Raw genomic sequence first — 26,604 nt, 5'->3', positions numbered from 1 at the left:
GAAACCTCTAGCCCGGGGTGAAGAAGTCTTTGACGTTCTCGACGAAGTTCTCGGTCTTCTTCTGGGCGACGTCATGGGCAATGGTCTCTGCTGTGCTGTCGAAGGCCTTCGCCGCGAGGTCCGGGGGCGCCTTTCCTTCGGTCTGCTTCGCGAGGTCAAGCCTGTTCGTGGCTTCGGCATAACGGAGATAGGTGTCGACGCTTGCCACAACGAAGCGCGCGTCCACACTGAGGACGTCGACCCCCAACAGGGAAAGCTGTACATAGGCATCAATGACGAGGCCCTTGTCGAGGATGACGTTGAGCACGTCGGCGAGCGAACTCGAGTGCGGCCGGTCGAGATAACCACCCATGGTCAGCCTGCTTCCTCAGCGCGCCGCGCCGCGCCCATTAGGCCGCGCTCATTAGTTAGTCGCCTAGTTAGTCGCCCGGCCGCCGGCTCGAACCCTGCTGCCTGCCAGTATCCCGCCGATCGACGCAGCGCACGACGGCGGCCCCGACATTCCTAGCGCCGCTGGCCGCTCCGCTCCTTGGAGTCCGGCCCACGGTTGGCTGGGGAAATCTGCTCTGAATCAGAGCTGTGTCGAATCACAGCTGTGTCGAATCAGAGCTGTGTCGAATCACAGCCGCGCGGGGGAGGCGAAGGGAATCCGATCGGGAGAGATCTCGACTCCCTCCCACGGCTTGGCCGGTTCTGGGAGGCGGACCTGCGCGAGTTGGACCACCCGCTGCCGTCGTCGCCCCGATGCGGTCGTCCACACCACCCGCGCGGACTGCACCCCCGCTGCCACCAGATAGCAGTGCAGCTCGGCATTGCGCTCGTCGACGATGACCTTGCGGTCGCCAGAGAGCGCGCGTCGCATGTCATCCTTGGGACTCAGTTCTTGCCTCATGCGCAGGCCTTCGGCGAGCTTCCAGAGCTCTCCCGGTAGCGACGGATCGCCATCGCCAAAGCCAGTCGCGCCACTTCGCGCAACTCCTCCGCCTCGCCTCTGCGCTTTCCCTGGAGCTCTTCCGCGAGCTCCGCTGTGGGGGAAGCAGCCGGGCCGAGTACCACTCGGTGTATCAGCTCAGTCACAGCATCCTCCTACTTGACGACGGAGGCTGGCGCTTTGCCGGCCCCCGTTGAGACAGAACGGTCTGTCTCGTGAGTAACTTTCTACATGTAGACAGACCTGTCTGTCCAGTCATGCGCTAGGATGGCATGCATGGACGCTCGGGATGAGGCTCGCGCAGCCAAAGGCCGAAAGGGCGGTGCGCGCGAAAGGATTCTGGACACTTCGTACGAGCTCTTCGCCCGTCGTGGTATCCGCGATGTCGGCGTAGACGAGATCATCACCCGCTCAGGGGTTGCGAAGGCCACGTTCTATCGGCACTTCCCATCGAAGGACGCGCTCGTGTTGGCGTACCTGGACCGCTGGTTCACGGCGAGGAGCGCGGCCGTCGATGCCGCAACGAAGAGCAGCGAGAGCCACGATGAGCCCCTGCTCGCCGTATTCGGGGTGCTGGACGACTGGTTCCAGCGGGGGCGGGCGGAAGCCAGCGCCTTCCTTCACGTCATGATCGAGATGGGCCCGGACCATCCCTTGGGCCGAGCCAGCATCGAATACCTCACTCGGACGCGGGAACAGCTGGCCACGATCGCCGCGGCCGCGGGGCTGGATGATCCTGAGGGCTTCGCGTGGTCGTGCCACATCCTCATCAAGGGGGCGATGGTGGCGGACTCGGAGGGCGACACCAGCGCCGCAGAACGCGCTCGTCTCATGGCGAGCCTGCTCATCGAACATCACCGTCAACGCCAACTGGGTCAGGAAGGCCAGCTAGGTCAGGAAAACCAGCGCAGCCAGGAAAGCCAGCTGGGTCAGGAAGGCCAGGGCGATGGAAGGCGGCAGCGCTTTGCCCCTTTTCGGCACGCGGAGGCGGCGGCCGAGGGGGAGCATCGAGTCACGAGGCCTACACGATTCGTGAAGACCAAGGGGACACTGAGCTCGGCTGAGGCCAACTAGGCAGGTTACCGGGACCATGTTCCCAGATGTCGGAGACCGTTGTTGATCAAGCGATCACGCGTGGGAGAATAGTAGTCGACTCACACGTGGCGACGACGCAAGGGGACAGATGACACGCCAGCTTTTCGGAGCGCAGGGGGCGCTCCTTCCGGACGGCACGCGCTTGGTGCGCGAAACCATCATCGGGGCCGGGCAACGTCTCGCCTTGGCCGCAGACCATGCGGTGCTCGAACGCATGAAGTCGCGCCGCACGCTCGCGAGGGCCCTCAACGTCGCGAGCCGCGTCTTCGTTGTCGCCATCGGCCTCGCGCTCGCCTACGTCGTCGTGACGAACAGGATCAGCCTCGTCGCAGCGGCGCTGTTCGCCGTCGTGCTCCTGTTCGTGCCCGACCTGTTCCGCCGGATCGACCTCTTCCTGACGGCGCTCCGCAACCGCACTGTCGCGGGTCTGGTCATGGCGGAGGCCTTCTTCGAGCATGCCGGGGCGCACCTGCAGGCCCTCTCGCGCGAGGAGCAGCTCGGCCGGTACTTCGCGCTCCTCGTGAGCGGCGAGGTCAGCTTCGGCAGCCACCGGATCCGCCTCGTGAGCGAGTCGGATGGAAGTGCCCGCCTGCTCACGGTCACCGCATAGCCAGAATCTGGCTCAGCCCTTCCGCCAGTCGTCGCTCGGGATGTGGGAGCCGCCCTGCGGACCCATCTGCAACATGCCGCCGTCGACCGCCCAGGAGGCGCCGGTCACGTAGCTCGCCGCGGGCGAGGCGAGGAAGGCGATGACCGCCGCGACCTCGCGTGCGTCCCCCGGCCGGCCGAGGGGCACCCCGGGGCGGGAGATGCCGTGAGGGTCCTTGTCCTCCTGGCCGGTCATCGGCGTCGCGATTTCGCCTGGGGCGACCGCGTTCGCTGTAATCCCGTGCTCGCCGAGCTCGAGGGCGATCGTCTTCATGAGGCCGCCGAGGCCGTGCTTCGCGGCGTCGTAGGCCGACGAGCCGACACGGGGCTGGTGCTCGTGCACGCTCGTCACGGCGATGAGACGCCCGCCGTTGCCGGCCTGCACCATGTGCCGCGCGGCCCTCTGCAGGCACACGAACGCGCCGTCCAGGTCGGTGGCGACGATCTGCCGCCACCGGTCGTACTCCATGTCGAGGAACGGTTCGTTCGCGCCTGTTCCGGCGTTGTTGACGAAGACGTCGAGGCCTCCCAGCTGGGACGCGAGGTCTTCCACGACGCCGCCGCAGGCTGGCGCGTCAGCGACGTCCAACTCCGCAATATATGCCTTCCGGCCCTGCTTGCGGACCTCCTCCGCGGTCTCTTGGGCGCCTTTTTCATCCGAGTGCCACGTGATCCCGACGTCCATTCCGGCTGCTGCGAGGGCGACGGCGGTCGCTTGGCCGATCCCAGAGTCGGAGCCGGTGACGATGGCGGTGCGAGGTTCGAAAGTCATGGGAACTCCTTCGGCGGGCGGTTGCCAGAATCGCGATTGCCAGAATCGCGATTGCCAGCAACGCGGTTGCTAGGGACACCGAAGGGGTACCCCGGACGGCCGGCTTGACACAGGCCGCCGTCCGGGGTGTGGAGGTCAGGCGTGGGCGTAGGGTTCGCGGTCTCCGATGTGCCCGGGCGCGTCGGCGGCGAGGACCCGCGCGACGAACGCGGCGTACTCCTCCATGTAGTGGCTCAGGAAGCTCTCCGTCTGTTCGTCGGAGACGGAACCGTCCTCGCCGAAGACCGCACGGTCGAACTTGACGTAGGCCTCAGGGGAGTTGAGCTGGGGAGCGTCGAGGAAGCTCAGCACGGCGCGCATCGAGGACTGCATGACGGCGGTCCCGATGTTGCCCGGTGAGGCTCCGATGATCCCGGTGGGCTTGCGCGCGAAGGAGTTGGTGCCCCAAGGCCGCGAGCCCCAGTCGATCGCGTTCTTGAGCACGCCGGGAATCGAGCGGTTGTACTCCGGGGAGATGATGAGGATCCCGTCCGAGTCCTCGACCGCTTCCTTGAACGAGCGTCCTTCCGGCGGGTAGTCGGCGTCGTAGTCCGAACTGTAGAGCGGCAGGTTCCCGATGGGGATCTCTGTGAACTCGAATCCCTCTGGGGCAACCCGGATGAGCGCCTTCGAAAGGGTTCGATTGATGGATCCGGAGGCGAGGCTCCCAATGAGGTAGCCGATCTTATACGTGGCCATTCGCTTGTTGATCCTTCCCGGACGGCGCGAGACCGTCCTCGTCCGGTTCGTCGAGGCGCCCGGGGGCACCCCGGAACAGTCCAGCACGGCGCGGCCTTCCGCGCGAGCGTCAGGCCGGAAACGGCAACCGCGGCTACGGAGAGCAGCGTGGTCGGCGTGTTGACGATCGCGGGCTCACCAGTCGTGCATCGAGCCGTCGAGTCGTCGGTTGACGGGGAGGTACTTCGGGTTGAACGGGAAGCGGGCGGCCGCCTCCTCGTTGAACTCGACGCCGAGGCCCGGCTGCGTTCCGGGGTGCATGTAGCCGTCGTGGAACGTGTACGAGGTCGTGAACACCTCGTTCGCCGGGTCTCGGTGCCCCATGTACTCCTGGATTCCGAAGTTCGCGATGCTCAGATCCACGTGCAGCGCCGCCGCAAACGAGGCGGGAGAGAGATCCCCGGCGCCGTGCGAGCCCGACCGGACGCCGTACAGGTCGGCGAGGGAGAAGATGCGGCGTAGGTGGGTGATGCCGCCAGCGTGCGAGACCGACGCGCGGACGTAGTCGATGAGCCGCTCGGTGATGAGCTGCTGGCAGTCCCAGATCGAGTTGAAGATCTCGCCCACGGCGATCGGCGTCGTCGTATGCTGCCGGATCACGCGGAAGGCGCTCTGATCTTCGGCGGGGGTGGGATCCTCATCCAGAACGGCCGGTAGGGCTCGAGGGACGCGCCGAGGCGACCGGCCTCGATGGGGGTCAGGCGGTGGTGCACGTCGTGCAGCACGTGGACCTTGTAGCCGAACTCGTTGCGGACGTGCGCCATCATGACGGGTGCGAAGTCGAGGTACGCCGTCGTCTCCCACGTGTCCTCTTGCGGGACCTCGCCGCTGGCGGGCTCGTAGAGCTTGCCGTCGGCGGGCGCGATCCCGTAGGTCTTCTCGATGCCCGGGATGGCGGCCTGGACGCGGATGGCCTTGTAGCCCAGGTCGAGGTGGTGCTGGAAGTCCGCGCTGAGGTCCTCGAGGCTCGCGCCGCTCGCGTGGCCGTAGACCATGACCCCCTCACGGGCCGCGCCGCCGAGGAGTTCGTAGATCGGCATCCCGGCGGCCTTGCCCTTGATGTCCCAGAGGGCGACGTCGATCGCGGCGATCGCCGTCATCGTCACCGGCCCGCGCCGCCAGTAGGCGCCCTTGTAGAAGTACTGCCACGCGTCCTCGATCCGACGCGCATCCCGGCCGATGAGCAGGGGGCACAGGTGGTCGCGCAGGTAGGAGGCGACCGCCAGTTCGCGGCCATTGAGCGTCGCATCGCCGATGCCGGTGATGCCGTCCTCGGTCTCGACGACGAGGGTGACGTAGTTGCGTCCGGGAGAGGAGACGACAACACGGGCATCGGTGATCTTCACGGGCCAGTTCCTTCTGTGGTTGTTTCTCTGGGGGTTTTCAGACCGCGTCCTCTAGCCGGACGAGGTCGCGGCCACGCACCTCGGGGCCGACAGCCGCCGAGACGAGCGTGACGGCGCTGTAGCCGATGAGCATGGCGGCGAGGGGCCACCACTGTCCGGTCACCGCGGTGAGCGTCGCGGCGAGGACGGGACCGATCGCGGTGGTGAGGATGCCCCCGATTTCCTTGGCCAGCGCGAGCTGGGTGAAACGCGTGCGGGCGCCGAAGAACTCGGCCATGGTGACGCTCTCCATTGCGAAGAGGCTGAGCACACCGAGGTTGAGGCCGATCACCATGCCGAGCGTGATGATCGCGGAGTTCCCGCTTGTGATCATGAGCATCATCGGCACGGCGAAGAGGATCGTCAGGGTGCTGAGGACCATGTAGAGCTTGCGGCGACCGAACTTGTCGCCAAGCCAGCCGATAAGCGGCACTGTGGCGAAGCCAAGGAGCGAGCCCCACATGATCGCAGTGGTGCCAAGTGCCTTGTCCGCCATCAGTACTGTTGCGAGATAGCCGACGAGGAAGGTCTGCACGAGGCCAGAGTTTCCGGCTTGGCCGAAGCGGAGACCGAGAGCAATGAGGAAGGCCTTGCCCTTCTTCTGTCGAAGCGCCTCCTCAAGTACGCCCTGGTGCTGGGCGTTGGCAGCAACCTCAGCTTTGGAGAGGGCGACGCCATCTACGACGTCCGCGCGGTCCTCGAAGACAGGGCTCTCCTTGAGCGAGCGGCGCACCCAGATTGCGAACAGCATGACGACGAAGCTCGCCAAGAACGGGACCCGCCAGCCCCACGAGAGCAGCTGGTCATTGGGGAGGGCGCTGACGAGCAGGGCCCACAGGCCCGACGCCGCCAGTGTTCCCGAGTTGGTGCCCAGCGAGACGAGAGAGGAAATGAGGCCACGGCTCTTCGTGGGGGCGTATTCGGCGAGCATGACTGACGCGCCCGCGATCTCCGCGCCAGCGCCGAAACCCTGGATGAGGCGCAGCGCGACGAGCAGGATCGGGGCCCAGATGCCGATCATCTGATACGTCGGGAGGGCCCCGATCAGCGTCGTAGACGCGCCCATGAGGGCGATGGTCAGGAAAAGTACCTTCTTGCGGCCAATCCGGTCGCCCATGCGTCCAAAGTAGACAGCGCCGACGAGGCGGGCCACATAGCCGACGCCGTAGGTTGCCATCGCAGCGATGAGGCCGATCACCGGGCTTACATCGGGGAAGAAGATCTTGTTGAAGACGATCGCTGCCGCGAGCGAGTACAGCTGGAAGTCCATGAACTCCATCGCCGTGCCGAGCCATCCCGAGACGGCGGCCTTGGAGAGTTCGCTCGTGGTTCTCTGCTTCAGATTCGGCCGGGGAGGGGCAGCTTTCTCGGACATCTAGTGCTCCTTTGCATTGATGGGCGAGGCGGCGCACAGTGGCGCCGAAGGCGGCAGGAGTGCCATGGCAGAACTAACATACAAGTACTGCCATGCTAGTTGTCAAGAAGTACCTGTCCTGAGGACAAGACGCACTTGTCCTGAGGGGTCCGTGAAAGATGACCTCAGCGGCCGTCCCGGCCGAGCCGTCTGAGGTAGGTCTCGACGTCGTACGGGTTGCCTTGGTCCTCGCCCGCAAGCCGCGCGCCCGGCTGCCCCGCGCCCGGCTGGCCCGGGACGCTTCGGTTGGACCCGCCGTCGTGCGCTTCAAGGATTGTGGGCCTCTCCGGGCGCGAACGGCGGTAGTGCCGGTTCTCGAAGGTCTGCCGGCGCTGCCGCCTTGCCGCGGAGAGCCCGAAGCCGAGGAGGATGAGCACCACCAGCGGCATCCCATCGGCCCGGCCGAGGGAGAGGATCACCATGAAGAGAAGCGCGATCGCGAGCCACTTCCCGCAGATCGCGAGCACGTTCATCGCCCAGCTGTCTCTGCCGCTGCGCCAGAGGGGGCGGGGATCGACGTTGAGCGCGGCGAGGATCCGCTCGGCCTGCCCCATGGTCAGGCCCCGCAGGCTCGGCCGCAGGCCCGTCTCCTGTCGTACTGCGGCGCGGACATACTCGACCTGATAGGGGAGGGCCGGAGGCGTGCCGTCAGGGGCGAGGAGTTCCCGCCAGCGGTCCGTCGTCTGCGGTGTTACGACGCCGAGCCCATGGCGGCGGGTGTGGGCAGGCTGCTCTCGGCTGGGTTGAGGCCTGGGCCGTTGGGGTAGTCGCGCTCGACGAGCCTGCTGTCGAGGAGCCTGCTGTCGAGGAGCCTGCTGCTGGGGCCGGCGGCGCGCAGTGGGCGACGCCGGTGCTGGCGCTGGCGCAGCGGCTGGCGTGCGCTCCGAGGGGTTTGCCGGGAAGCGCCGGGAACTCTTGGGATTGCGGTAGTGGAACCGTGCCACGGAGGCCCTCCTCTCGCCCTTCCATTCTAGGCTTGTGGGCACCGCCGCGGCCGTGGGCGCCGCTGGGACTGGGCTCCAGCCGGGCTATTCGAAGCGGGACGCGTCTCCCGCTCCTCGACGCGCCACCTCGGCGTCGCCACTCGAGAAGTCGACAACGGTAGTGGGTTCGGTGCCGCAGTCGCCCGCGTCGACGACCGCGTCCAGGACATTGTCGAGTCGCTCCTTGATGTCCCAGCCGTCGATGAGCGGGTCCTCGTCCCCGGGCAGAAGCAGGGTGGACGAGAGGATGGGCTCGCCGAGCTCCGCGACCAGGGCGCGGACGACGTTGTTGTCGGGGATGCGCACGCCGACCGTCTTCTTCTTCGGGTGCAGCATTCGGCGCGGGACCTCCCGGGTAGCGGGGAGAATGAATGTGTAGGGGCCCGGAGTGACGCCTTTGATGGCACGGAACACGTCGTTGTCGATGTTCACGAGCTGGCCCAGCTGGGCGAAGTCGCGGCAGACAAGCGTGAAATGGTGTTTGTCATCGAGCCGCCGGATCTGCCGGATCCGGTCGAGCGCCTGCCGGTTGCCCATCTGGGCGCCTAGCGCGTAGCAGGAATCGGTCGGGTAGGCGATCAGCCCTCCGTCCTGCAGAATCCGTACGATCTGGCCGATCAGGCGGGGCTGGGGGTCCACCGGGTGGACATCGAAGTAGCGCGCCATCCTCCGAGCCTACGCGGATTCCCGGCACGCCGGGGTTGCGTCCTTATTTTGTCGGGCGGGAAACCTAGCCTCGAGATATGAGCGCACTTGTTGTTGAAGAACTGGAACTCCACCGACTCGCCGATGGCCCGACGGTTCCGTCCGAGGACGCCTGCCTGGATTGCGGAGCGGGGCTTGCCGAATTCGACGAGGTGCGATGCGCCGACTGCGCCGACCTCGCCGCCCATGCCGAGTGCCGTGATTGTGGTGCGGTGCTCCGAGATGCGGACATCGATGCCGGCGTCTGCACTGATTGTTTGGCGTAGCTCCCTGGCCTAGCGCTTCAGGAGCGTGGCTTCGGGAGGCGGGCGGCCCCGGCCTGTAGGGTAGGAGGGCGCATTCGGCGCGTATCCGCAGGTCAGAGGAGGATTCGGCCGGATGATGGGCCCTCATCACGCCGCTTGCGGCGCCGCAGCTTGGGTAGCCATTACGACCCAAGTACACCTCGATCTCGCACCGCTTACGGCGGCCGTCGGTTGGGGTCCCGCGAGCATCGACCTCGGTGCGCCGCTCCTGCACTCTTCGCCGCTTGGAATTGTCGCGGGCGCCCTTGTGACAGCCGGGGCTGCTCTCCTCCCGGACGCTGACCACCCGAGTGCGACGATCGCCCACTCCCTTCCGCCCGTCTCGCGGCTCGTGTGCGAGGGGATCGGAGCCGTTGCAGGTGGCCACCGCAACGGCACGCACTCCCTGCTCGGGGTAGCGGCCTTCACCGCTGTCGCCTGGGCTGCGGGGCGCTGGACCGCTGTCTTTCCTGGGGTCGGCACGATTCACCTCGGGGCCGGCATCGTCTCGCTCCTGCTCGTCGCGTTCGCGGCAAAGGTCCTAGGTGTCTTTCCGGAGGGCGTGCGCCGGATTCCTTGGCTCGTCGCGGTGCCTCTGGCGGCATTCATTGCCGTCTTCGCCCCCCATGAGCAGAACTGGTTCCCGCTCGCCGTAGCTCTTGGATCCTCCGTGCACATCGCCGGGGACATGCTCACAACCGGCGGCTGCAACCTCCTTTGGCCGATCGCATTTCGACGGCCCCGACGCTTCTCACGAGTCCCGTTACTTGCCTGGATGTGGCGGCCGGGAGGCCACGTCTCGTTTCCCGTCCTCGGCGATGCCGGCTCGTGGAGGGAATGGCTCATGCTCGTTCCCGTGAGCTGCTACGCAATCGCTGGCGTGGGCGGTGCCGTCTGGACGCTGGGAAGAGCGGGAGCGGCCGCGGTAGTCGCTGCGTGGGGCGTGCGCTGACGACGACGGCGGACGGCTGACTCCCGGAGATCTCTGACGACGACGGCGGACGGCTGGCTCCCCGGGCTTTGCTGACCACGAGGAGTCCTCGTCTTATTTTGTCGCACCCCCTCCGTAGGCTCTGATCAAAGGTTCAGGGAACGGGATTCTCGGACGACAAGGGGGGGAAGAAGATGGGAGCGGAACCGCAGGCTTGCGCGGGCGCGGCGGCCGAAGGCAGCTCGGAGGGCGGGGTCAACGTGCAGTGGCCCGGAACCCCTTGGCAAGAGGACATGAGGCCTGAGGAGGCTGGCTGGCGCGAGACCGTGGGCTGGACGGACCAGCATCCCCTAGACCAGCCTCTCCTAGACGATGTGCCGGACGAGGACGTCCTCCCAGAGTGCGTGCTGCGCGCCAGTGCGGCGCACGTCGATGATCGGGCCGAGGGGGTCCTTCTTGAGTCAGGGGAGATCCTGCCTGAGGGCGGGGAGATCCTGCCTGAGGGCGGGGAGATCCTCCCCGGAAGCGGGGGCCTTCCCGAGTCCGGAGACCTCCTCCCTGGAGCTGGCGACATCCTCCCCGACTCCGGGGAAGCCCTCCCTGAGGCTGGCGACATTGTTCCCGAGGGCGCAGCGTGCGGCGGCGCAGAAGCCGGTCTCGAGGCCGCCGACACCTGCACCGGCTCATCCGACTCATGGACGTCGGTCGTCGTGTTCGGCGACCGGCCCGATTCGCCGTTGTTCGGGTCGGTGGGGTTGCCCGCGACCGAGGGCCTTTCCGCGGACGAGGCTCTGGCCGTAGCGGAGTGCGCCGAGCGGGTGATCGGCTGGGCGACAGGAGTCCGACTCCGGGCCCTAGCCCGCCTCGAGCCTGCTCTGGCTGCCGAGGACATCCCACGCCGGGGCAGCCAACCCGTGCGATTCGGCGGAGCTGAGGCGCACGCTCTTGCCGTGGCCGAGGCCGCGACCTCCTCGGCGATCTCCGAGATGGCCGCCGCGAGGCTCCTGCACGACGCCGTCGACCTGACGGGGTCGCAGAGCGACGTCTTGGAAGCAGTTCAGACCGGTGCGATCTCGTTCCAGCATGCCAGGGTCATCCTCGACCAGGCTCGCACCCTCCCGCCCGAAGTCGCCCAGGAGTTCGGTCGGGAGGCTCTGGAACGGGCCGTGACGCGGAGCGGGCGCCGCCGGACACCTTCGGAACTGCGCTCCGCGCTGAAGCGCGTGCGAGAACGGATGCACCCCGAGAGCATCCAGTCCCGAAAGAAAGCGGCGGCACGGGAGCGCGGCGTGTGGTTTGCCCCGGAGCCCGACGGGATGTGCACACTCACTGCGTTCCTTCCCGCCGAGGCGGGGCTGGCCGTCCTGAACGGACTCGACACCGATGCTCGCACCGCCCTCGCAGAAGCCCGCAGATCAGCTGGCCAGGAGAGTGATCAAAGGAGTCCTGAGACGTCCGCGGCCGCAGCCGCCGCCGGGGAGCGGACCTTGTCCCAGCTACGGGCCGATGCCCTCATCCACCGACTCCTCGGCTCCCCCGACCCTGCATTCGTCGGGCCCTTCCGTCCCGAGGTGGTCGTCACGATTCCTCTCGACCTCGCCCTCGTCTCCGAAATCAGCTCACCAGCCCCGGCGATGGGAACGGTCGACGCCGTCGTCGAAACTGAGGACGAGCTGGCCCGGGAACAGCCCGCTCTTGCGCCGGCCATAGCCGGGTCTGCGCGGGTGGCTGGATTGCCGAGCGCGGCTGGATCGCCCAGCGTGGCTGGATCGCTGAACGCATCCGGGTCTCCGAGCGCCGGTGTTCCGCCAACCGCTGCTAGATCCCCGGGGGAAGCGTCGCGACGTGCGGTGGCCGAGCTTGAGGGCTATGGACCAATTGATGCGCCCACGGCCAGGCGCCTCGCGTCCCTCGCCCCGAACTGGGACAGGCTCTTCACCGACCCCATCACAGGAGCTGCGCTCGGTGTCGGCCGCACGGCGTATCGGCCGCCAAAGGCCTTGCGCCGCTACCTCGCCCACCGCGACGGCGGATGTCTGTTTCCCGGTTGCACCCGACGCGCCAAGGTATGCGAACCGGACCACATCATCGAATGGCAGGACGGCGGGAAAACAGACCCGGACAACCTGGCTCTGCTGTGCCGAAAGCATCACGCCCTCAAGTCCATCGGGGCTTGGAGCTACCAGCACCTCGCCCCGGACCGTGGGGTAGAGCACGGTAATCGGACAGGGCACGATGATCGGGCAGAGCAGGGCGGTGGTGCGGGAGGCCCGGCTCGGGTAGAGGACGGCGATCGTCTACGGCATGGCAATCCTGCGGAAGCTGCTCATCTGCTCCGGTGGAGGTCGCCGCTGGGCCGTACCCACATTTCCGAAACGGCCCTGCCCGAGATTGCTCCGCCAGAACCTCCAGCGCCCGAGATCGGCCTGCCCGAATGCGCAGTGCCAGGATCAGCGGCGCCGGGATCAGCGGCGCCAGGATCAGCGGTGCCAGAATCAGCGGTGCCAGGATCAGCGGTGCCGGAACGGGGAGTGCCGGATCGGGGAGCGCCGATTCCACGAACGCTCTCGGAGGCTCCAAACCAACCTCCGCCGTTCTGAGGAGCTTGCCTGGCCCGCCTCTACCGGAGCCAGCCAGTGTCAGGAGCCAGCCAGTGTCACGAACCAGCCAGTGTCACGAGCGATCCAGCTCGCGTCACGACCCGGCCCGCGTCCACGAGCTAGACCGTGTCGGGATCCAGCGAGCCAATGTAGCGCGAGTGCGGCTTGCGCGAGTGCGGATTGTCGGACCCATAGGGCAGAGTAGTCTCTGTGACCCAGCCTGCTGTACCCGCTCCTTCACGCCCGCTTCCATCCTCCTCGGCCTCCGGCCCGAATCACTTGTCTCAAGGGGGCTCGTCTCAACGAGCCTCCTCTCGAGAAGGCTTGCCTCAGGTACAACTGCGCACCGCATTTCCTGAGAAGACCGCTGAGCAGGTCTCCAAGGAGATCGCCGAGAAGATCAACGGCGTCATTGCCCAAGAACTAGGTGTGAAGACCTGGCAGGTGGCCGCCGCCGTGGGCCTTCTCGACGGTGGTGCCACGGTGCCGTTCGTTGCGCGTTATCGGAAGGAAGTCACCGGGACCCTCGACGATGCGCAGCTCCGTGACCTCGAGGAGCGGCTCCGCTACCTCCGGGAGCTCGAAGACCGTCGGGCCGCAGTCCTCTCAGCGATAAGTGAGCAGGGCGCCCTCACCGATCAGCTGCGTGAGGCCGTCCTTCAAGCGGCAACGAAGGCCGAGCTCGAAGACCTCTACCTTCCCTACAAGTCAAAGCGTCGGACGAAAGCACAGATCGCCCGCGAGGCCGGTCTCGAGCCGCTCGCCGACGCGATCATCGCCGATCCCTCGCGCCTTCCGGATGAAGCGGCGTCTGGGTTTGTGAGCGACGAGAAGGGCGTTCCGAACACTGCCGATGCGCTCGCTGGCGCGCGGGCAATCCTCACGGAACGGGCTGGCCAGGATACCGACCTCGTTCACGAGTTGCGCGAGCGGCTCTGGACTCGAGGACGCGTCCGGGTGCAGGCCGCGGAGGGCACCAGCCCGGAGCTCGCGGGGAAGTATGCGGACTACGCGGACTATGTGCAGCCGCTCGAGAACCTGCCCGGCCATCGCGTACTTGCGCTCCTGAGAGGCGAACGCGAAGGCGCCCTTACGGTCGCTGTGGCAGAGAGTGACCCGCGTGACGAGGCAGGCTTGGACGAAGCCCGCGCAGGGTACGAGAACGCGGTCTCCCGCTCGCTCGGGATTCGCGGCGGCGCCGACACTCCGGGCGGAAAGTGGCTCGCGCAGACCGTGCGGATCGCGTGGCGTGGGCGCCTCCAGCCGCGCCTTGAGTCGGACCTCCGATCGCGGCTCTTTGAGGCGGCCGAGGAGGAGGCAGTTCGGGTCTTCGCGTCGAATCTCCGCGACGTTCTGCTCGCGGCGCCTGCAGGGAACCGGGCCGTCCTCGGTCTCGATCCCGGTCTCCGGACGGGTGTCAAGGTCGCCGTCGTCGACCGGACGGGGAAAGTCGTGGACACTGCGACGATCTATCCCCATGCGCCGGCCAACAAGTGGAAGGAATCCCTCGCGACGCTTGAGGCCCTCGCGCTCAAGCACGGGATCGAGTTGGTGGCTGTGGGAAACGGGACGGCGAGTCGCGAGACCGACAGGCTCGCCGGAGAGCTTCTGGCCCGGCTTTCGCGGTTTGGGGCTCCCGCTGCTGCCCAGCGCGGCGAGGGCCAGAAGAACGACGGCGCCAAGAACGACGGCGCGCTCAAGCCTGCCAAGGTAATCGTGTCCGAGGCGGGAGCATCCGTCTATTCGGCCTCAGCGCTGGCCTCGGCTGAACTCCCCAACCTCGACGTTTCGCTGCGCGGCGCGGTTTCGATTGCCCGCAGGCTCCAGGACCCGCTCGCCGAGCTGGTCAAGATCGAGCCGAAGTCGATCGGGGTCGGGCAGTACCAGCATGACCTCACGCCTGCAAAGCTCGAACGCTCCCTCGACGCCGTGGTGGAGGACTGCGTGAACGCCGTAGGCGTCGACGTGAACACGGCTTCGCCGTCACTGCTCTCGCGGGTAGCCGGCGTTGGTCCGCTCCTCAGCCGGAGCATCGTGGAATACCGCGATGCGAATGGTCCCTTCGCGAGCCGGGCCGATCTCAAGAAGGTTCCGAGATTGGGCGCCAAGGCCTTCGAACAGTGCGCTGGGTTCCTGCGCATCACGGGAGGTCCGGAGCCGCTCGACGCCTCGGCAGTCCACCCGGAGGCCTACGGCTTGGCCCATCGAATCCTCGCCGCTGCCGGCGGTGCAACAGGGGCCGGGCGTTCTACGACTTCAGGCGCGATGGCATCCACGGTCGCGACCCTCGACCCTGCCGAGTTCGCAGACGATCGTTTCGGCCTCCCCACGGTCAAAGACGTCATGGCTGAACTCGTGCGCCCGGGGCGTGACCCTCGGCCGGAGTTCGTGACGGCCGCGCTCAAGGAAGGCGTGGAGACTATCGCGGACCTGAAGCCCGGGATGGTGCTCGAGGGGACGGTGTCCAACGTCGCTGCCTTCGGCGCTTTCGTCGATATCGGGGTTCATCAAGACGGCCTCGTCCATGTCTCTGCCATGAGTTCCAAGTTCGTCTCCGATCCGCGTGAAGTCGTGAAGTCCGGGCAGGTTGTGCGGGTCAAGGTCCTCGACGTCGACGTGCCCCGCAAGCGCATCTCGCTTTCGCTGCGGCTTGATGACGAGGTCTCCCGCCCGGGTGAGGGCCGTCGAGGAAGTGGGGAGGGCAACCGCGAGGAGCGGAACCGCGAGGGCCGTAATGGCGAGGGCCGAAATGGGGAGCAACGGCGTGGAGGGGAGGATCGCCGGGGAGGAGAAGGCCGGCGTCGTCCGCGCACAGGCGACGCAGGCGACGGCGGCCGGGGCGGTGCTGCCGGGCGCGGCCGCGAATCGCAGGGCGCACCGGATACTGCGCTCGCGGAAGCGTTGAGGCGGGCCGGTCTCGCCAAGTGAGCGACCCGACGATCGAGAACGTCACGATCAGAGGGGAGCGGGCGACACTCCGCGATTGGACGCGCTCGGACATCGAGGCGTATCGGAAGTGGATCGTCCCACCGGAGGGCGGCGGGGTGCACGCGTGGCAGCTCTTCGATGGCCCGTTCTACGGAAGGTGGACGGCGGACGGCGCGAATCGCTGGTGTGACGGCCTCCTCAGGAAAGCGCACGACGGCGTGTGGCCGCACATCCGCGAGAATCTCGCGATCGCGGACGCGGCCACGGGCGAGTTCGTCGGCCAGGTGTCCTGGTACTGGCAGGAGAAGCCGAGCGACCCGTCCCCGGACGGGACGCGGCTCCTTCCGTGGCGTCGGCTCGGCCTTGTGATCTTCGACCCGCGTCATTGGTCCGGCGGGTACGGCAGCGATGCGCTCGCGCTCTGGACGACGTACCTCTTCGGAGCCACCGACAGCGAACGGCTCGACTTCGCCACATGGAGCGGAAACACCGGGATGTGCAAGGTCGGCCAGAAGCTCGGCTTCACGGAGGAGGCACGGTTTCGAAACGCCAGGATGGTGCGCGGCGAGGTGTGCGACGAGGTCGTCTACGGCGTGCTGCGCGAGGAGTGGGCGGCGCGACGCTAGACCTCTCGATTGGCCAGACGAGGCCAGCTCTGGAAGCATGGCAACAGTGTCGTTTCCTAACCGTCCCCGAAAGGACGCCGCCGAAACGCCTGCTTGGCGAAGGCGGCCTCGCCGACGAACGAACCCTTGGAGCCGCCCGCCCCTTTGGCTAGCGGGGGCTGTTGCAGCGGCTGCCGTGGTGTTCGCCCTCGCAACTGTCCCCGTCGTCGTCATGCTTGTCTGCGGACTCGTCCTTGTCGTTTCCTCCGTCTGGCGACTGCGCTCCCGCCGTGCTGGCGGCACCGGCGTGATACCCATGGCATTCCTGTGGAGCACCCTCGGAGCCTTGGTTCTGTCCGCCGGCGCTGTTGCCGTGCGCGGGGTGCTGCCGGATGGCACTGCGCCGACGGCTGCTCCTTCCCCGACGGTCCAACTAGGCGCCAATGCCGCACGGTTCTCGAGCTCGCTCTCGGGCGGCGAAGCGCCGTCGGGCGCTGTCTCCGCTCCGGCCTCGATCGTCGGCGCCGTCTCGCCGTCGTCCGTGCCATCCCTTTCGCAGGCCGGGCTGACGCCCCAGACGCCTCCCGCCGCCACGGCACCGGGTGCTCCGCTGGCTGCCGCGCCCTACGGCCCGCTCGCGGGTGGGGGCGCTGCAGGCGCCGCAACTGGGGGCACAGGGGCGTCGGGCACAGGAGCGCCTGCAGGGGGAACTCCTGCCAACACCGGCGGCACCACCTCGTCGCCGCATGCCCCGCTCCCGGCGTCGTCGCCGGCCCCGGCGCCCGTCGCTTCGGCGACGGGTTCGGCGAGTACCTCGCCGTCCAGTTCCGCCTCGCCAGCGCCAGCGGCGTCGCCCTCAGCGTCGCCCACGGCGCCGCCGTCGAAGCGCTGCGGGACGGACATCCTCGGGGTCACAGTGTCGCTGCAGGATTGCAAGTGATCACTGCAGGATTGCAAGTGAAGTGACAAGCATATTGCGCTGAAGGCCACCTCCTGCGGGAGGTGGCCTTCAGCGTCGAGGGGTCCTCACGCTTGGGACCGGGCCTGTTTGCTCCGGGCCTGTTTGCTCCGGGGGAGGCGGCATAGCACAATTGGTCTGTGCGGCATCCCCGCATGCCCACAACTGAACAAGCCTCTGATCTGCGGCGGGAGAGTCCTGCGAGCATGAGCAAGCAGGCGCCGTAGGAGCAACACCTCCCCAGGAATCTCTCAGGCACCTGTACCGCCGCGGCAAGGCGCCTCTGGAAAGCAGACCCGGCTTCGGCCGCGGCCTCACCGACGGTGCAAGCCGGCCCACAACGCCGGCGGAATCTCTCAGGTCCGATACAGAGCGGGGAGGAACGCGATCCATGCCGTGCACCGCACGGCCAGAGTATTGGAGTTCCCCCGTGACGGACCACGCAGTTCCCGCAGCCTTCGTCGACCGGCATATCGGTGCGCGGCGCGATGAGGACATCAAGCACATGCTGAACGCGGTCGGCTATGACAGCGCGGATGCGCTGGCCGACACGGCAGTTCCGGACAGCATCAAGCAGGCTTCCCCGCTCGGGCTGGCCCCGGCGCTGAGCGAGTCCGAGGTCCTGGCCGCCCTGCGCGGTCTGGCAGCGAAGAACCGCCCGCACGTGCAGATGATCGGGCAGGGCTACTACGACACGATCACCCCGGCGGTGATCCGGCGGAACATCGTGGAGAACCCGGCCTGGTACACCGCCTACACCCCGTACCAGCCCGAGATCTCGCAGGGTCGGCTCGAGGCGCTGCTGAACTTCCAGACCGCGGTGGAGGACCTCACTGGCCTGGCGATCGCCAACGCGTCGCTGCTGGATGAGGCCACCGCCGTGATGGAGGCGGTGCTGCTGATGCGCCGGGCGAACAAGAACAAGGACGTCGCCGCGGCCCCGGGGCACGGCAAGACGGTGCTGGACGCGGACCTGTTCCCGCAGTCGATCGCGATCGTGGCCGGCCGTGCCCGCGCGCTGGGCTTCGAGGTCGAGGTCGCGGACCTGTCCAAGGGCCTGCCGGAGGGGCCGATCAACGGCCTCGTGATCCAGCAGCCTGGCGCATCCGGCCTGGTCGCGGACGCCACGGGCCTGATCGCGGAGGCCAAGGAGCGCGGCGCGATGGTCACCGTCGCGGCGGACCTGCTGGCCCTGACGCTGATCAAGTCCCCGGGGGAGCAGGGAGCGGACATCGCCGTCGGCTCGGCCCAGCGCTTCGGCGTCCCGCTGTTCTACGGCGGCCCGCACGCGGCCTTCATGGCGGTCCACAAGGGCCTCGAGCGTCAGCTCCCGGGCCGTCTGGTGGGGGTGTCGAAGGACGACGCCGGCCGCCCCGCCTACCGCCTGGCCCTCCAGACGCGTGAGCAGCACATCCGCCGCGAGAAGGCGACCTCGAACATCTGCACAGCCCAGGCGCTGCTGGCGATCGTGGCCTCGATGTACGCGGTCTACCACGGGCCGGAGGGCCTCAAGGCGATCGCCGAGCGCACCCACGCCCATGCCCGCACGCTCGCCGCGGCGCTCGAATCCGCCGGGGTCGAGGTCGTGCACCGGAGCTTCTTCGACACCGTGACGGCCCGCGTCCCGGGGCGGGCGGCCTCGCTCGTCGCGGCCGCGGAGGGCAAGGGCGTCAACCTCCGGCTCGTCGACGCGGACACCGTCGGGGTCTCGTGCGACGAGACGACGACGGCGGACACGGTCGCCGTCGTCGCCGGCGTCTTCGGCGCGGGCCCGGCGGGCGACGCCGCGGACACGGCGGGTGGTGCGCCGTTCGCATTGGAGGGCGCCATGCACCGCGCGAGCCTGTACCTGCAGCACCCCGTCTTCCACTCCTACCGGTCCGAGACGCAGATGATGCGCTACCTGCGACGCCTCTCCGACCGCGATCTGGCGCTAGACAGGACGATGATCCCGCTGGGCTCGTGCACCATGAAGCTCAACGCCGCGGTCGAGATGGAGGCCATCACCTGGCCCGAGTTCGCCGGCATCCACCCCTTCGCCCCGGATTCCCAGACCGAGGGCTGGCGAGAGCTCATCGCCGACCTCGAGCAGGACCTCGCGTCCATCACCGGCTACGACCAGGTCTCGATCCAGCCCAACGCCGGCTCGCAGGGCGAGCTCGCGGGCCTGCTCGCGATCCGCGGCTACCACCACTCCCGGGGCGAGGCCCAGCGCGACGTGTGCCTCATCCCGGCCTCGGCCCACGGGACGAACGCGGCCTCGGCGGTGCTCGCCGGGATGAAGGTCGTCGTCGTCGCCACTGCCTCGGACGGCACGATCGACCACGGGGACCTCGCCGCCAAGATCGAGGCGAACGCGGGCCGGGTCGCGGCGATCATGATCACCTACCCCTCGACCCACGGGGTGTACGACGCGGACGTGCGCGAGGTCTGCGATGCGGTCCATGCCGCGGGCGGGCAGGTCTACATCGACGGGGCGAACATGAACGCCCTCGTCGGCCTGGCCCAGCCGGGACAGTTCGGCGGGGACGTCTCCCACCTGAACCTCCACAAGACCTTCTGCATCCCGCACGGCGGCGGCGGCCCCGGCGTCGGCCCGGTCGCGGCGAGGGCGCACCTGGCCCCGTTCATGCCCGGGGACGCCTCTGTGTGGCACGTCGGCGGCGCTGATGAGCACAGCCTCCCGGTCTCCGCCTCCCGGTACGGCTCGGCCGGGGTCCTGCCGATCTCGTGGGCGTATGTGAAGCTCATGGGCGGGTCCGGCCTGACCGAGGCCACCAAGTCCGCGCTGCTCGCGGCGAACTACGTCGCCAAGCGGCTCGATGCGTACTTCCCGGTCCTGTACACGGGCGAGGGCGGGCTCGTGGCGCACGAGTGCATCCTGGACCTGCGCGAGCTCACCGCCAAGACCGGGGTCACCGCGGAGGACGTCGCGAAGCGGCTGATCGACTTCGGCTTCCACGCCCCGACCCTGGCGTTCCCTGTCGCGGGCACGCTCATGGTCGAGCCGACCGAGTCCGAGGACCTCGGCGAGATCGAGCGGTTCATCGAGGCGATGATCGCGATCCGCGCCGAGATCGACCAGGTCGCCCACGGCGACTTCCCCCTCGCCGACTCCCCGCTGCGCCGTGCCCCGCACACCGCGGCCGCCGTCGTCGCCACCGACTGGGACCGCCCCTACACCCGCGAGCAGGCCGCCTTCCCCGGCCGCACGCCCAGCCAGGACAAGTACTTCGCCCCCGTGGGACGCATCGACGGGGCAGCCGGCGACCGCAACCTCGTGTGCGCCTGCCCTCCCCTCGAAGCGTTCGAAGAGAACTGAGACTCACATGACGACTGCAACAACCGACAAGCGCACCGCGCTGCACGAGAAGCACGCCGCCCTCGGGGCCAGCTTCACCGACTTCGGCGGCTGGCAGATGCCGCTCAAGTACGGCTCCGAACTCGCCGAGCACCGTGCCGTCCGCGAGACGGCGGGCCTCTTCGACCTCTCCCACATGGGCGAGGTCTGGGTCACCGGCCCGGACGCGGGTGCGTTCCTGGACTACGCCCTCGTCGGCAAGCTGTCCGCGATCGCGGTCGGCAAGGCCAAATACTCGCTCATCTGCGCCGAGGACGGCGGCATCATCGACGACCTCATCGTCTACCGCGTTGCAGAGGAGAACTACCTCGTGGTCCCCAACGCGGGCAACGCGGCGACGGTCGCGGGGGAGCTTGAATCGCGGCGTGCAGCATTCGGCGACCTCGTTCACCACGGCGCCGCCGTGAGCCTCCGGGACGCGTCCGCCGAGACGTCGTTGATCGCGGTGCAGGGGCCGAACGCGCAGGAGATCGTCCTCGCACTCGTCCCCGGGGAGCAGGCCGAGGCGGTGACGGGCCTCAAGTACTACGCGGCGGTCGAGCTGGAAGCAGCCGGCGTCCCGGTGCTTCTGGCACGCACGGGCTACACCGGTGAGGACGGCTTCGAGCTGTTCGTCGCCAACGAGCGCGCAGCCGAACTGTGGGACGCCGTGCGCGCGGCCGGCGAGGGCCGCGAGCTCGTCCCGTGCGGCCTCGCCTCACGCGACTCGCTGCGCCTCGAGGCCGGCATGCCCCTCTATGGCAACGAGCTCTCGCGCAAGGTGACGCCTTTCGAAGCAGGGCTGGGCGGCGTCGTCGCCCTCAAGTCCAAGGAAGGCGACTTCGTCGGTCGCACCGCGCTCCAGGCAAAGAAGGACGACGGCGCGGGCACCACGAGCGGCAGGCGTCTCGTGGGCCTTCGCGGCCTCGGGCGGCGCGCGGCCCGCTCGCACTATGCCGTCCTCAAGGAAGGTCAGCAGGTCGGAGAGGTGACCTCGGGTCAGCCCAGCCCCACGCTCGGCTATCCGGTCGCGCTTGCGTACGTCGACGTCGAAATCGCGGAGCCGGGCACCCGGCTTGAGGTGGACCTGCGGGGCAAGGCCGAGCCGTTCGAGGTAGTAGCACTGCCGTTCTACAAGCGTCAGAAGTGACTGAGAGGAAATCCCCAGCCATGAGCAAAGTCCAGACCGGCCTCCGGTACTCCGAAGAACACGAGTGGCTCGACACCGAGGCCGCTCCGGCGAAGATCGGTGTGTCAGCCGTTGCGGCAGACGCGCTCGGCGACGTCGTCTACCTCGACCTCCCCGAGGTGGGCAGCGAGCTCACCGCAGGAACGACGTGCGGCGAGATCGAGTCGACAAAGAGCGTCTCCGACCTGTACTCGCCGGTGAGCGGCACCGTCGTCGAGGTCAATCAGGAGGCGATCGACAACCCCGCGCTGGTCAACGAGGACCCCTACGGCGCCGGGTGGCTCTTCACCGTCGAGGTCACCTCGGAGGGCCCGCTGCTCTCTCCCGAGGAGTACGCCTCCAAGAACGGCGGAGAGCTCTAACCCGCGTCAGCTGATCCAGGAAGGAATCCGGCATGGCCGTCGGCGTCTTCGAACTGTTCTCGGTGGGCATCGGCCCCTCGAGCTCTCATACCGTCGGCCCCATGCGGGCCGGGGCCGTGTTCGCCCACGAGCTGCGCGAGCGTGGGCTGCTCGACGATGTCGCGTCCCTGCGCGTGGACCTCTACGGTTCGCTCGCCGCGACAGGGCGCGGGCACGGGACGTTCACGGCTGTGCTCCTCGGGCTCGAGGGCTTCGAGCCCGAGGAGATCCTCCCGGAGCAGGTCGAGGAGCGGCTGGCTTCGATCGCCGAGACCGGCAGGCTCAACCTTGCAGGCGGGCGCGAGCTCGAGTACGGGGTCGAGGACATGGTCCTGCACCCCCTCACGGTGCTGCCGAGGCACACGAACGGCATGCGGTTCCAGGTCGAGGACGACGGCGGAGCGACCCTGCACGACGCGACCTTCTTCTCGGTAGGCGGCGGCTTCATTGTCCGCGAGGGCGAGGAGGAAGCGGCCCAGAAGGAGCTCGAGGAGTCGAAGCAGGAGCTCCCGTTCCCGTTCCACACGGCCGCCGAGCTCATGGGCCGGTGCGCGTCGAAGGGCCTATCGATCAGCGACATCATGCTGGTCAACGAGAAGGCCTCCCGCAGCGAGGAGGAGATCCGCGAGGGGCTCCTGCACATCTGGCATGTCATGGAGGCCTGTGTCGAGTCCAGCCTCAAGCGGGAGGGGCTGCTGCCCGGGGGACTGAAGGTCCGCCGTCGTGCCCCCGACTGGCACGAGCGCCTCCTGAAGGAGGACAAGGACCGGGATCCGCTGTACTGGCAGGAGTGGGTCAACCTCATCGCCCTGGCGGTGAACGAGGAGAATGCCTCGGGCGGGCGCGTGGTGACGGCGCCGACGAACGGCGCGGCCGGGATCATTCCGGCGGTGCTGTACTACGCGCTCAACTACGCCCCCGGCATGGCGGGCGCGACCCAACAGGACAAGGACGACGCCGTCGTCCGGTTCCTGCTCGCGGCCGGCGCCGTCGGGGTGCTCTACAAGGAGCAGGCCTCCATCTCGGGAGCCGAGGTGGGCTGCCAGGGCGAGGTGGGCTCGGCGTCGTCCATGGCGGCCGCGGGCCTCGCCGAGGTGATGGGCGGGACCCCCGCCCAGGTCGAGAACGCGGCCGAGATCGCCATGGAGCACAACCTCGGCCTGACGTGCGACCCGATCGGGGGCCTCGTCCAGGTGCCGTGCATCGAGCGCAACGCCATCGCGGCGGCGAAGGCGATCAACGCCGCCAAGATGGCGCTATGGGGCGACGGCTCGCACCGGGTCTCGCTCGACGAGGTCATCGTCACGATGCGCGAGACCGGGCGCGACATGAGCAGCAAGTACAAGGAGACCGCCATGGGCGGCCTCGCCGTCAACGTGGTGGAGTGCTGAGAGGTGGAGTGCTGAGAGGGGAGTGCTGAGAGGGAGGGGCTAGCGCCGCTACGCCTCGGCGTGCTCCCCTTCTGAGATCTCCTCGAGCATCTTGCTGCAGAACGCCGCGAGATCGTCGGGCTTGCGGGATGTCGTGAGTCCGCGGTCCGTGACCACCTCGCGGTCCACCCAGTTCGCGCCGGCGTTCCTGAGGTCCGTCTGGAGCGACGCGTAGGAGGTCATCTCGCGGCCCTTGACGGCGCCGGCCTCGATGAGGATCCACGGCCCGTGGCAGATCGCGGCGATGGGCTTGCCAGCCTCGAGGAAGGCCTTCACGAACTCGACGCCCTTCTGTTCGAGCCGCATCTTGTCGGCATTCACGGTGCCGCCCGGAAGCACGAGCGCGTCGAAGTCATTCGGGTCGGCCTGGTCGAGCGTCACGTCGACAGGGAACGACTCGCCGTGCTCCCAGTCTCCCTTCATCGCCGTGATCTGGCCCTCCTCGGGCGAGACGAGCGCTGGATCGCCGCCGGCTTCCTCGACCGCCTTCCACGGCTCGGTCAGCTCGACCTGCTCGACGCCGTTGGTCAGGAGGAACGCAACCTTCTTGCCTCTGATGTTGTTCGCCATATCTCGTCGCTACCCACTGGCAGCGTGGTAAACCGCACACCTCCCGGCGACTAGACTGGGTTAGGCCCCGAGACCCGACCGAAGGGACGCACCCTACCTTGAGCAGCTTCACCGCGCGCTTCGCGAGCCAGGACGAAATCGAGCACTGGGACAAGCACGTCACCGCGAATCCCAACGGCGGGAACCTGCTGCAGTCGGCCGCATTCGCCGCCGTCAAGAAGAACTTCGGCTGGGACATCCGGTATCTCGTCCTCGACGGGCCCGAGGAGAGCAGCTACAACCTCGTCCTCGAAAAGTCGTTCCCCGTGATGGGCCGGCTCTGGTACCTCATCAAGGGCCCCGACGTCGCATCTGTGGACGACGTGCCGGCGGCCCTCGAGGCCGTCAAGGAACTCGTCGAGCGGGAGAAGCTCCGGGTGTTCGCGGTGAAGATCGAACCCGACATCGTGGATTCGGACGCGGCGCGCGCCGTGTTCTCGAAGGCCGGCCTCGTGAAGTCGTTCAACCTCCAGCCGAATGACTCCACCGCGATCCTGGACATCACTCCGGAACCCGGTCCGCTCCTGCGCAGCCTCCATTCCCGTGGGCGGAACGCCGTCCGCCGCGCCGAACGCGAGGGCGTCCAGGTCGAGGTGGCCGAGCCGACGCTCGCGAACTACCGCACCATGCACGCGCTCATGACGGGAACGCTCAACACCAAGTCCCGCAGCGGCGCCCAAGTCCGCAGCTTCGAGTACTACCGCCAGTTCTGGACCGAGTTCACCTCCCGTGGGCAGGGCCGGCTCTACTTCGTGTACGAGAACGGGCGTCCCTCCGTCGGTGCCTTCGTCATCAACTACGGGCGCAAGGCGACGTACAAGGACGGCGGCTCCCTGCAGCAACGTTCCCAGTACGGCGACTCGCACCTCGTCCAGTGGACCGCGATCCTCGACATGAAGACCCTCGGCTGCACCGAGTACGACTTCTGCGGCACCCCGCCCGCCGACAAGCTCAAGGACACCTCCCACCCGTTCCACGGGCTCGGCCTCTTCAAGACCTCCTTCACGAAGTCCGTCACGGACTTCGTCGGGGCTTGGGACTACATCATCGACGTCCCGCGGTACACCGCATGGACGACGGCGGGCGAACGGGTCGCACGGCAGCTCTACACCCGGCGCACGGGTCAGCAGTTCTACTGAGGGAAGGCATCATGGGCGAAGAGGACGCACGCACCCGGCCGATGCCTCCCATCTCGCCCGCACAAGCGCGGGCGAACAACGCTGCAGCGGTCCGCATGCTGCGGCGGCTCATGACCGGCGACAGCCCACCCACCGCGCCGCTCTCGATCGTGGACCGGCTCGCCGCCAGCCCCTATGCGAACCCGACCATCCAAGTGGGCGGCGTCGACGAGTCGGCGCGACGGACCCTCGATTTCACGCTGCTCCTCGCCGAGACGATGTTCCGATACGGCGCGGGCGCTCTCGAAGTCGAGTCCTCGATGATCGCCGTGACGGCCGCGCTCGGGCTGCAGCACATCGAGGTCGACATCACCAATCAGTCGGTTGCGATCAACTACTCTCCCAGGGATCAGACCCCGATCCAGCTTCTCCGCGTCGTCCGTTCGTGGACGAGCAACTATGCGGGGCTCGCGCTCGTGCATCAGCTCGTGAGCGAGATCGCCGCCGGCGGGGTGGGCCGGGACGAGGCGATGCGGCGGCTCCAAGGCATCACGAAGCGCGCGAAGCCCTTCCCCCGCTGGGCGGTGACGGCGGCCTACTCGCTCTTCGCCGCACTGTTCGTCGGCGTGCTCGGCGGCGGGCTCATGGCTTCGCTCATCGCGTTCCTGAGCAACCTCGGCGTCTCGCTCGTGACCCGGGTCATGGGGCGGTGGCGCGTCCCCGACTTCTTCACGACCCTCGCGAGCGCGTTCCTCGTGACACTTATCGCGCTGCTCATGTTCTGGGCCAAGATGACGATCGCGCCGGCGATCGTCGTCGTCGGTGGGATCCTCCTGCTCCTGCCCACCTCACGGCTCGTCTCTGCCACCCAGGACGCCATCAACGGCTTCCCGGTCACGGCCGCGGGACGCTTCCTCTCCGCGTTCCTCACGTTCGCGGCCCTCGTGGCCGGGATCGCGGTCGCGTTCCTCGCAGGCGAGCTCCTGGGCGTGTCCCGCATCGACGTCACGCAGACCTTTCCGCCCTCGTACCCGTATTGGGTCCAGGTGATCCTCATCGGGGCGGCCGTTGCCGCCATCGCCGTCACCGAGCAGACGTCGCGGCGGCTCGTGGTGCCGACGGCGCTCGTGGGGGTCGTCGGGTACTTCGTCCTCACGGGCGTCCAGCTCACCGGCGTCGGCGACAGGGTCGCTCCGGCGGCGAGCGCCGTCGTCATCGGCTTCCTCGCCCGGATCGTGGCGCTCAAGATGGGCGCGCCGCAGCTCGTCGTGGCCGTTCCGGCCGCACTGATCCTGCTGCCCGGCCTCACGATCTTCCGTTCGATGTACGTCGCGACGCTCGACGTCAATCAGACCGGTGCCGGGGCGGGAGGGATGCTCACCGCGATGGCGATCATCCTCGGGGCGGCGGCCGGTGTTGTGCTCGGCGACCATCTGGCCCGCCCGTTCACCCAGAAGGCAGGGTCGGTCGAACGGCGCCGCCGCTGGATGCGCCGCTGAAC

At 68.0% G+C, this 26,604-nt stretch carries 23 protein-coding genes, 1 pseudogene and 1 riboswitch; of the genes and pseudogenes, 14 read left to right on the top strand and 10 right to left on the bottom strand.

What is annotated here, in order from left to right; translation table 11 throughout:
* Positions 1-7 precede the first annotated feature (7 nt).
* The 3 genes from gvpJ to L0M17_RS16070 form a co-directional block, all read right to left on the bottom strand.
* A complete protein-coding gene (gvpJ, locus tag L0M17_RS23050; protein ID WP_241055296.1) occupies positions 8-352 on the bottom strand; it encodes a gas vesicle protein GvpJ in 345 nt (114 codons plus the stop codon).
* A 267-nt stretch (positions 353-619) separates the two neighbouring features.
* On the bottom strand, positions 620-892 hold the full coding sequence (locus L0M17_RS16075; protein WP_241055294.1) for a hypothetical protein: 273 nt from the start codon (positions 890-892) through the stop codon (positions 620-622).
* A complete protein-coding gene (locus tag L0M17_RS16070; RefSeq protein WP_241055292.1) occupies positions 889-1,077 on the bottom strand; it encodes a hypothetical protein in 189 nt (62 codons plus the stop codon). The genes L0M17_RS16075 and L0M17_RS16070 overlap by 4 nt, the downstream gene beginning before the upstream one ends.
* A 130-nt stretch (positions 1,078-1,207) precedes the next feature.
* On the opposite strand from L0M17_RS16070, the gene L0M17_RS16065 reads away from it, so the two are divergent.
* Together L0M17_RS16065 and L0M17_RS16060 are read left to right on the top strand one after the other, a co-directional pair.
* Positions 1,208-2,005 carry a TetR/AcrR family transcriptional regulator gene (locus tag L0M17_RS16065; protein ID WP_241055291.1) on the top strand — a complete coding sequence of 266 codons (798 nt, stop codon included), beginning with the start codon at positions 1,208-1,210 and terminating at the stop codon, positions 2,003-2,005.
* A gap of 109 nt (positions 2,006-2,114) precedes the next feature.
* Positions 2,115-2,636 (top strand): hypothetical protein, encoded by a 522-nt coding sequence (locus L0M17_RS16060; RefSeq protein ID WP_241055289.1) that lies wholly within the window; start codon positions 2,115-2,117, stop codon positions 2,634-2,636.
* A gap of 12 nt (positions 2,637-2,648) precedes the next feature.
* Here the strand turns inward: L0M17_RS16060 and L0M17_RS16055 are convergent, their stop codons facing one another.
* The 6 genes and pseudogenes from L0M17_RS16055 to L0M17_RS16030 all read right to left on the bottom strand — a co-directional run bounded on the left by L0M17_RS16055 (position 2,649) and on the right by L0M17_RS16030 (position 8,671).
* Positions 2,649-3,446 carry an SDR family oxidoreductase gene (locus tag L0M17_RS16055; protein WP_241055287.1) on the bottom strand — a complete coding sequence of 266 codons (798 nt, stop codon included), beginning with the start codon at positions 3,444-3,446 and terminating at the stop codon, positions 2,649-2,651.
* A gap of 135 nt (positions 3,447-3,581) precedes the next feature.
* Entirely contained in the window at positions 3,582-4,184 is a 603-nt protein-coding gene (locus L0M17_RS16050) for an NADPH-dependent FMN reductase (RefSeq protein ID WP_241055286.1), read from the bottom strand.
* Positions 4,185-4,358: 174 nt separating this feature from the next.
* Positions 4,359-5,569: pseudogene (manD, locus tag L0M17_RS16045) on the bottom strand (D-mannonate dehydratase ManD).
* A gap of 37 nt (positions 5,570-5,606) precedes the next feature.
* Positions 5,607-6,983 carry an MFS transporter gene (locus tag L0M17_RS16040; RefSeq protein ID WP_241055284.1) on the bottom strand — a complete coding sequence of 459 codons (1,377 nt, stop codon included), beginning with the start codon at positions 6,981-6,983 and terminating at the stop codon, positions 5,607-5,609.
* 164 nt (positions 6,984-7,147) lie between these two features.
* A complete protein-coding gene (locus tag L0M17_RS16035; RefSeq protein ID WP_241055282.1) occupies positions 7,148-7,966 on the bottom strand; it encodes a hypothetical protein in 819 nt (272 codons plus the stop codon).
* A gap of 84 nt (positions 7,967-8,050) precedes the next feature.
* Positions 8,051-8,671 (bottom strand): L-threonylcarbamoyladenylate synthase, encoded by a 621-nt coding sequence (locus tag L0M17_RS16030; RefSeq protein ID WP_241055280.1) that lies wholly within the window; start codon positions 8,669-8,671, stop codon positions 8,051-8,053.
* Positions 8,672-8,748: 77 nt separating this feature from the next.
* On the opposite strand from L0M17_RS16030, the gene L0M17_RS16025 reads away from it, so the two are divergent.
* The 10 genes from L0M17_RS16025 (at position 8,749) to L0M17_RS15980 (ending at position 23,337) form a co-directional block, all read left to right on the top strand.
* The gene (locus L0M17_RS16025) at positions 8,749-8,976 is read left to right on the top strand and encodes a hypothetical protein (protein ID WP_241055279.1); all 228 of its coding nucleotides are present in this window, start codon (positions 8,749-8,751) and stop codon (positions 8,974-8,976) included.
* A 112-nt stretch (positions 8,977-9,088) separates the two neighbouring features.
* The gene (locus L0M17_RS16020) at positions 9,089-9,946 is read left to right on the top strand and encodes a metal-dependent hydrolase (RefSeq protein WP_241055277.1); all 858 of its coding nucleotides are present in this window, start codon (positions 9,089-9,091) and stop codon (positions 9,944-9,946) included.
* 173 nt (positions 9,947-10,119) lie between these two features.
* A complete protein-coding gene (locus tag L0M17_RS16015; protein WP_241055275.1) occupies positions 10,120-12,525 on the top strand; it encodes a DUF222 domain-containing protein in 2,406 nt (801 codons plus the stop codon).
* 339 nt (positions 12,526-12,864) lie between these two features.
* Positions 12,865-15,453 (top strand): Tex family protein, encoded by a 2,589-nt coding sequence (locus tag L0M17_RS16010; RefSeq protein WP_372498072.1) that lies wholly within the window; start codon positions 12,865-12,867, stop codon positions 15,451-15,453.
* Positions 15,450-16,079, top strand: coding sequence for a GNAT family N-acetyltransferase (locus tag L0M17_RS16005; protein ID WP_241055274.1), 630 nt, complete (start codon positions 15,450-15,452; stop codon positions 16,077-16,079). Before L0M17_RS16010 ends, L0M17_RS16005 begins: the two co-directional genes overlap by 4 nt.
* 178 nt (positions 16,080-16,257) lie before the next feature.
* Complete coding sequence (locus tag L0M17_RS16000; protein WP_241055272.1) at positions 16,258-16,998, top strand: hypothetical protein; 741 nt, start codon at positions 16,258-16,260, stop codon at positions 16,996-16,998.
* Positions 16,999-17,194: 196 nt separating this feature from the next.
* Positions 17,195-17,293, top strand: a riboswitch (glycine riboswitch).
* A 114-nt stretch (positions 17,294-17,407) separates the two neighbouring features.
* Entirely contained in the window at positions 17,408-20,338 is a 2,931-nt protein-coding gene (gcvP, locus tag L0M17_RS15995; RefSeq protein ID WP_241055270.1) for an aminomethyl-transferring glycine dehydrogenase, read from the top strand.
* A gap of 7 nt (positions 20,339-20,345) precedes the next feature.
* Positions 20,346-21,506, top strand: a complete 1,161-nt coding sequence (gene gcvT, locus L0M17_RS15990; RefSeq protein ID WP_241055268.1) for a glycine cleavage system aminomethyltransferase GcvT — start codon at positions 20,346-20,348, stop codon at positions 21,504-21,506.
* 20 nt (positions 21,507-21,526) lie between these two features.
* On the top strand, positions 21,527-21,907 hold the full coding sequence (gene gcvH / locus L0M17_RS15985; RefSeq protein WP_241055267.1) for a glycine cleavage system protein GcvH: 381 nt from the start codon (positions 21,527-21,529) through the stop codon (positions 21,905-21,907).
* A gap of 32 nt (positions 21,908-21,939) precedes the next feature.
* On the top strand, positions 21,940-23,337 hold the full coding sequence (locus L0M17_RS15980) for an L-serine ammonia-lyase (protein ID WP_241055265.1): 1,398 nt from the start codon (positions 21,940-21,942) through the stop codon (positions 23,335-23,337).
* Positions 23,338-23,385: 48 nt separating this feature from the next.
* Here the strand turns inward: L0M17_RS15980 and L0M17_RS15975 are convergent, their stop codons facing one another.
* Positions 23,386-23,946: a type 1 glutamine amidotransferase domain-containing protein gene (locus tag L0M17_RS15975; RefSeq protein ID WP_241055264.1), complete on the bottom strand. Its 561-nt coding sequence runs from the start codon at positions 23,944-23,946 to the stop codon at positions 23,386-23,388.
* 98 nt (positions 23,947-24,044) lie between these two features.
* On the opposite strand from L0M17_RS15975, the gene L0M17_RS15970 reads away from it, so the two are divergent.
* Both L0M17_RS15970 and L0M17_RS15965 read left to right on the top strand, forming a co-directional pair.
* Positions 24,045-25,124 carry a lipid II:glycine glycyltransferase FemX gene (locus L0M17_RS15970; RefSeq protein ID WP_241055262.1) on the top strand — a complete coding sequence of 360 codons (1,080 nt, stop codon included), beginning with the start codon at positions 24,045-24,047 and terminating at the stop codon, positions 25,122-25,124.
* 11 nt (positions 25,125-25,135) lie between these two features.
* On the top strand, positions 25,136-26,602 hold the full coding sequence (locus L0M17_RS15965; protein WP_241055260.1) for a threonine/serine exporter family protein: 1,467 nt from the start codon (positions 25,136-25,138) through the stop codon (positions 26,600-26,602).
* The last annotated feature ends 2 nt before the right edge of the window (positions 26,603-26,604 follow it).

This window comes from Sinomonas terrae, from assembly GCF_022539255.1.
In the GTDB taxonomy this organism is placed as follows: Bacteria; Actinomycetota; Actinomycetes; order Actinomycetales; family Micrococcaceae; genus Sinomonas; species Sinomonas terrae.
Note: the sequence above shows the minus strand (reverse complement) of the source record. Positions and strands in the feature narration are given on the sequence as shown.

Bases quoted from the DNA above. Each gene is read 5' to 3' on its own strand.
- gvpJ (WP_241055296.1), bottom strand. From the start codon at position 352: ATGGGTGGTTATCTCGACCGGCCGCACTCGAGTTCGCTCGCCGACGTG.
- L0M17_RS16075 (WP_241055294.1), bottom strand. From the start codon at position 892: ATGAGGCAAGAACTGAGTCCCAAGGATGACATGCGACGCGCGCTCTCT.
- L0M17_RS16065 (WP_241055291.1), top strand. From the start codon at position 1,208: ATGGACGCTCGGGATGAGGCTCGCGCAGCCAAAGGCCGAAAGGGCGGT.
- L0M17_RS16060 (WP_241055289.1), top strand. From the start codon at position 2,115: ATGACACGCCAGCTTTTCGGAGCGCAGGGGGCGCTCCTTCCGGACGGC.
- L0M17_RS16055 (WP_241055287.1), bottom strand. From the start codon at position 3,446: ATGACTTTCGAACCTCGCACCGCCATCGTCACCGGCTCCGACTCTGGG.
- L0M17_RS16050 (WP_241055286.1), bottom strand. From the start codon at position 4,184: ATGGCCACGTATAAGATCGGCTACCTCATTGGGAGCCTCGCCTCCGGA.
- L0M17_RS16040 (WP_241055284.1), bottom strand. From the start codon at position 6,983: ATGTCCGAGAAAGCTGCCCCTCCCCGGCCGAATCTGAAGCAGAGAACC.
- L0M17_RS16030 (WP_241055280.1), bottom strand. From the start codon at position 8,671: ATGGCGCGCTACTTCGATGTCCACCCGGTGGACCCCCAGCCCCGCCTG.
- L0M17_RS16025 (WP_241055279.1), top strand. From the start codon at position 8,749: ATGAGCGCACTTGTTGTTGAAGAACTGGAACTCCACCGACTCGCCGAT.
- L0M17_RS16020 (WP_241055277.1), top strand. From the start codon at position 9,089: ATGATGGGCCCTCATCACGCCGCTTGCGGCGCCGCAGCTTGGGTAGCC.
- L0M17_RS16015 (WP_241055275.1), top strand. From the start codon at position 10,120: ATGGGAGCGGAACCGCAGGCTTGCGCGGGCGCGGCGGCCGAAGGCAGC.
- gcvP (WP_241055270.1), top strand. From the start codon at position 17,408: ATGCCGTGCACCGCACGGCCAGAGTATTGGAGTTCCCCCGTGACGGAC.
- gcvT (WP_241055268.1), top strand. From the start codon at position 20,346: ATGACGACTGCAACAACCGACAAGCGCACCGCGCTGCACGAGAAGCAC.
- gcvH (WP_241055267.1), top strand. From the start codon at position 21,527: ATGAGCAAAGTCCAGACCGGCCTCCGGTACTCCGAAGAACACGAGTGG.
- L0M17_RS15980 (WP_241055265.1), top strand. From the start codon at position 21,940: ATGGCCGTCGGCGTCTTCGAACTGTTCTCGGTGGGCATCGGCCCCTCG.
- L0M17_RS15975 (WP_241055264.1), bottom strand. From the start codon at position 23,946: ATGGCGAACAACATCAGAGGCAAGAAGGTTGCGTTCCTCCTGACCAAC.
- L0M17_RS15965 (WP_241055260.1), top strand. From the start codon at position 25,136: ATGGGCGAAGAGGACGCACGCACCCGGCCGATGCCTCCCATCTCGCCC.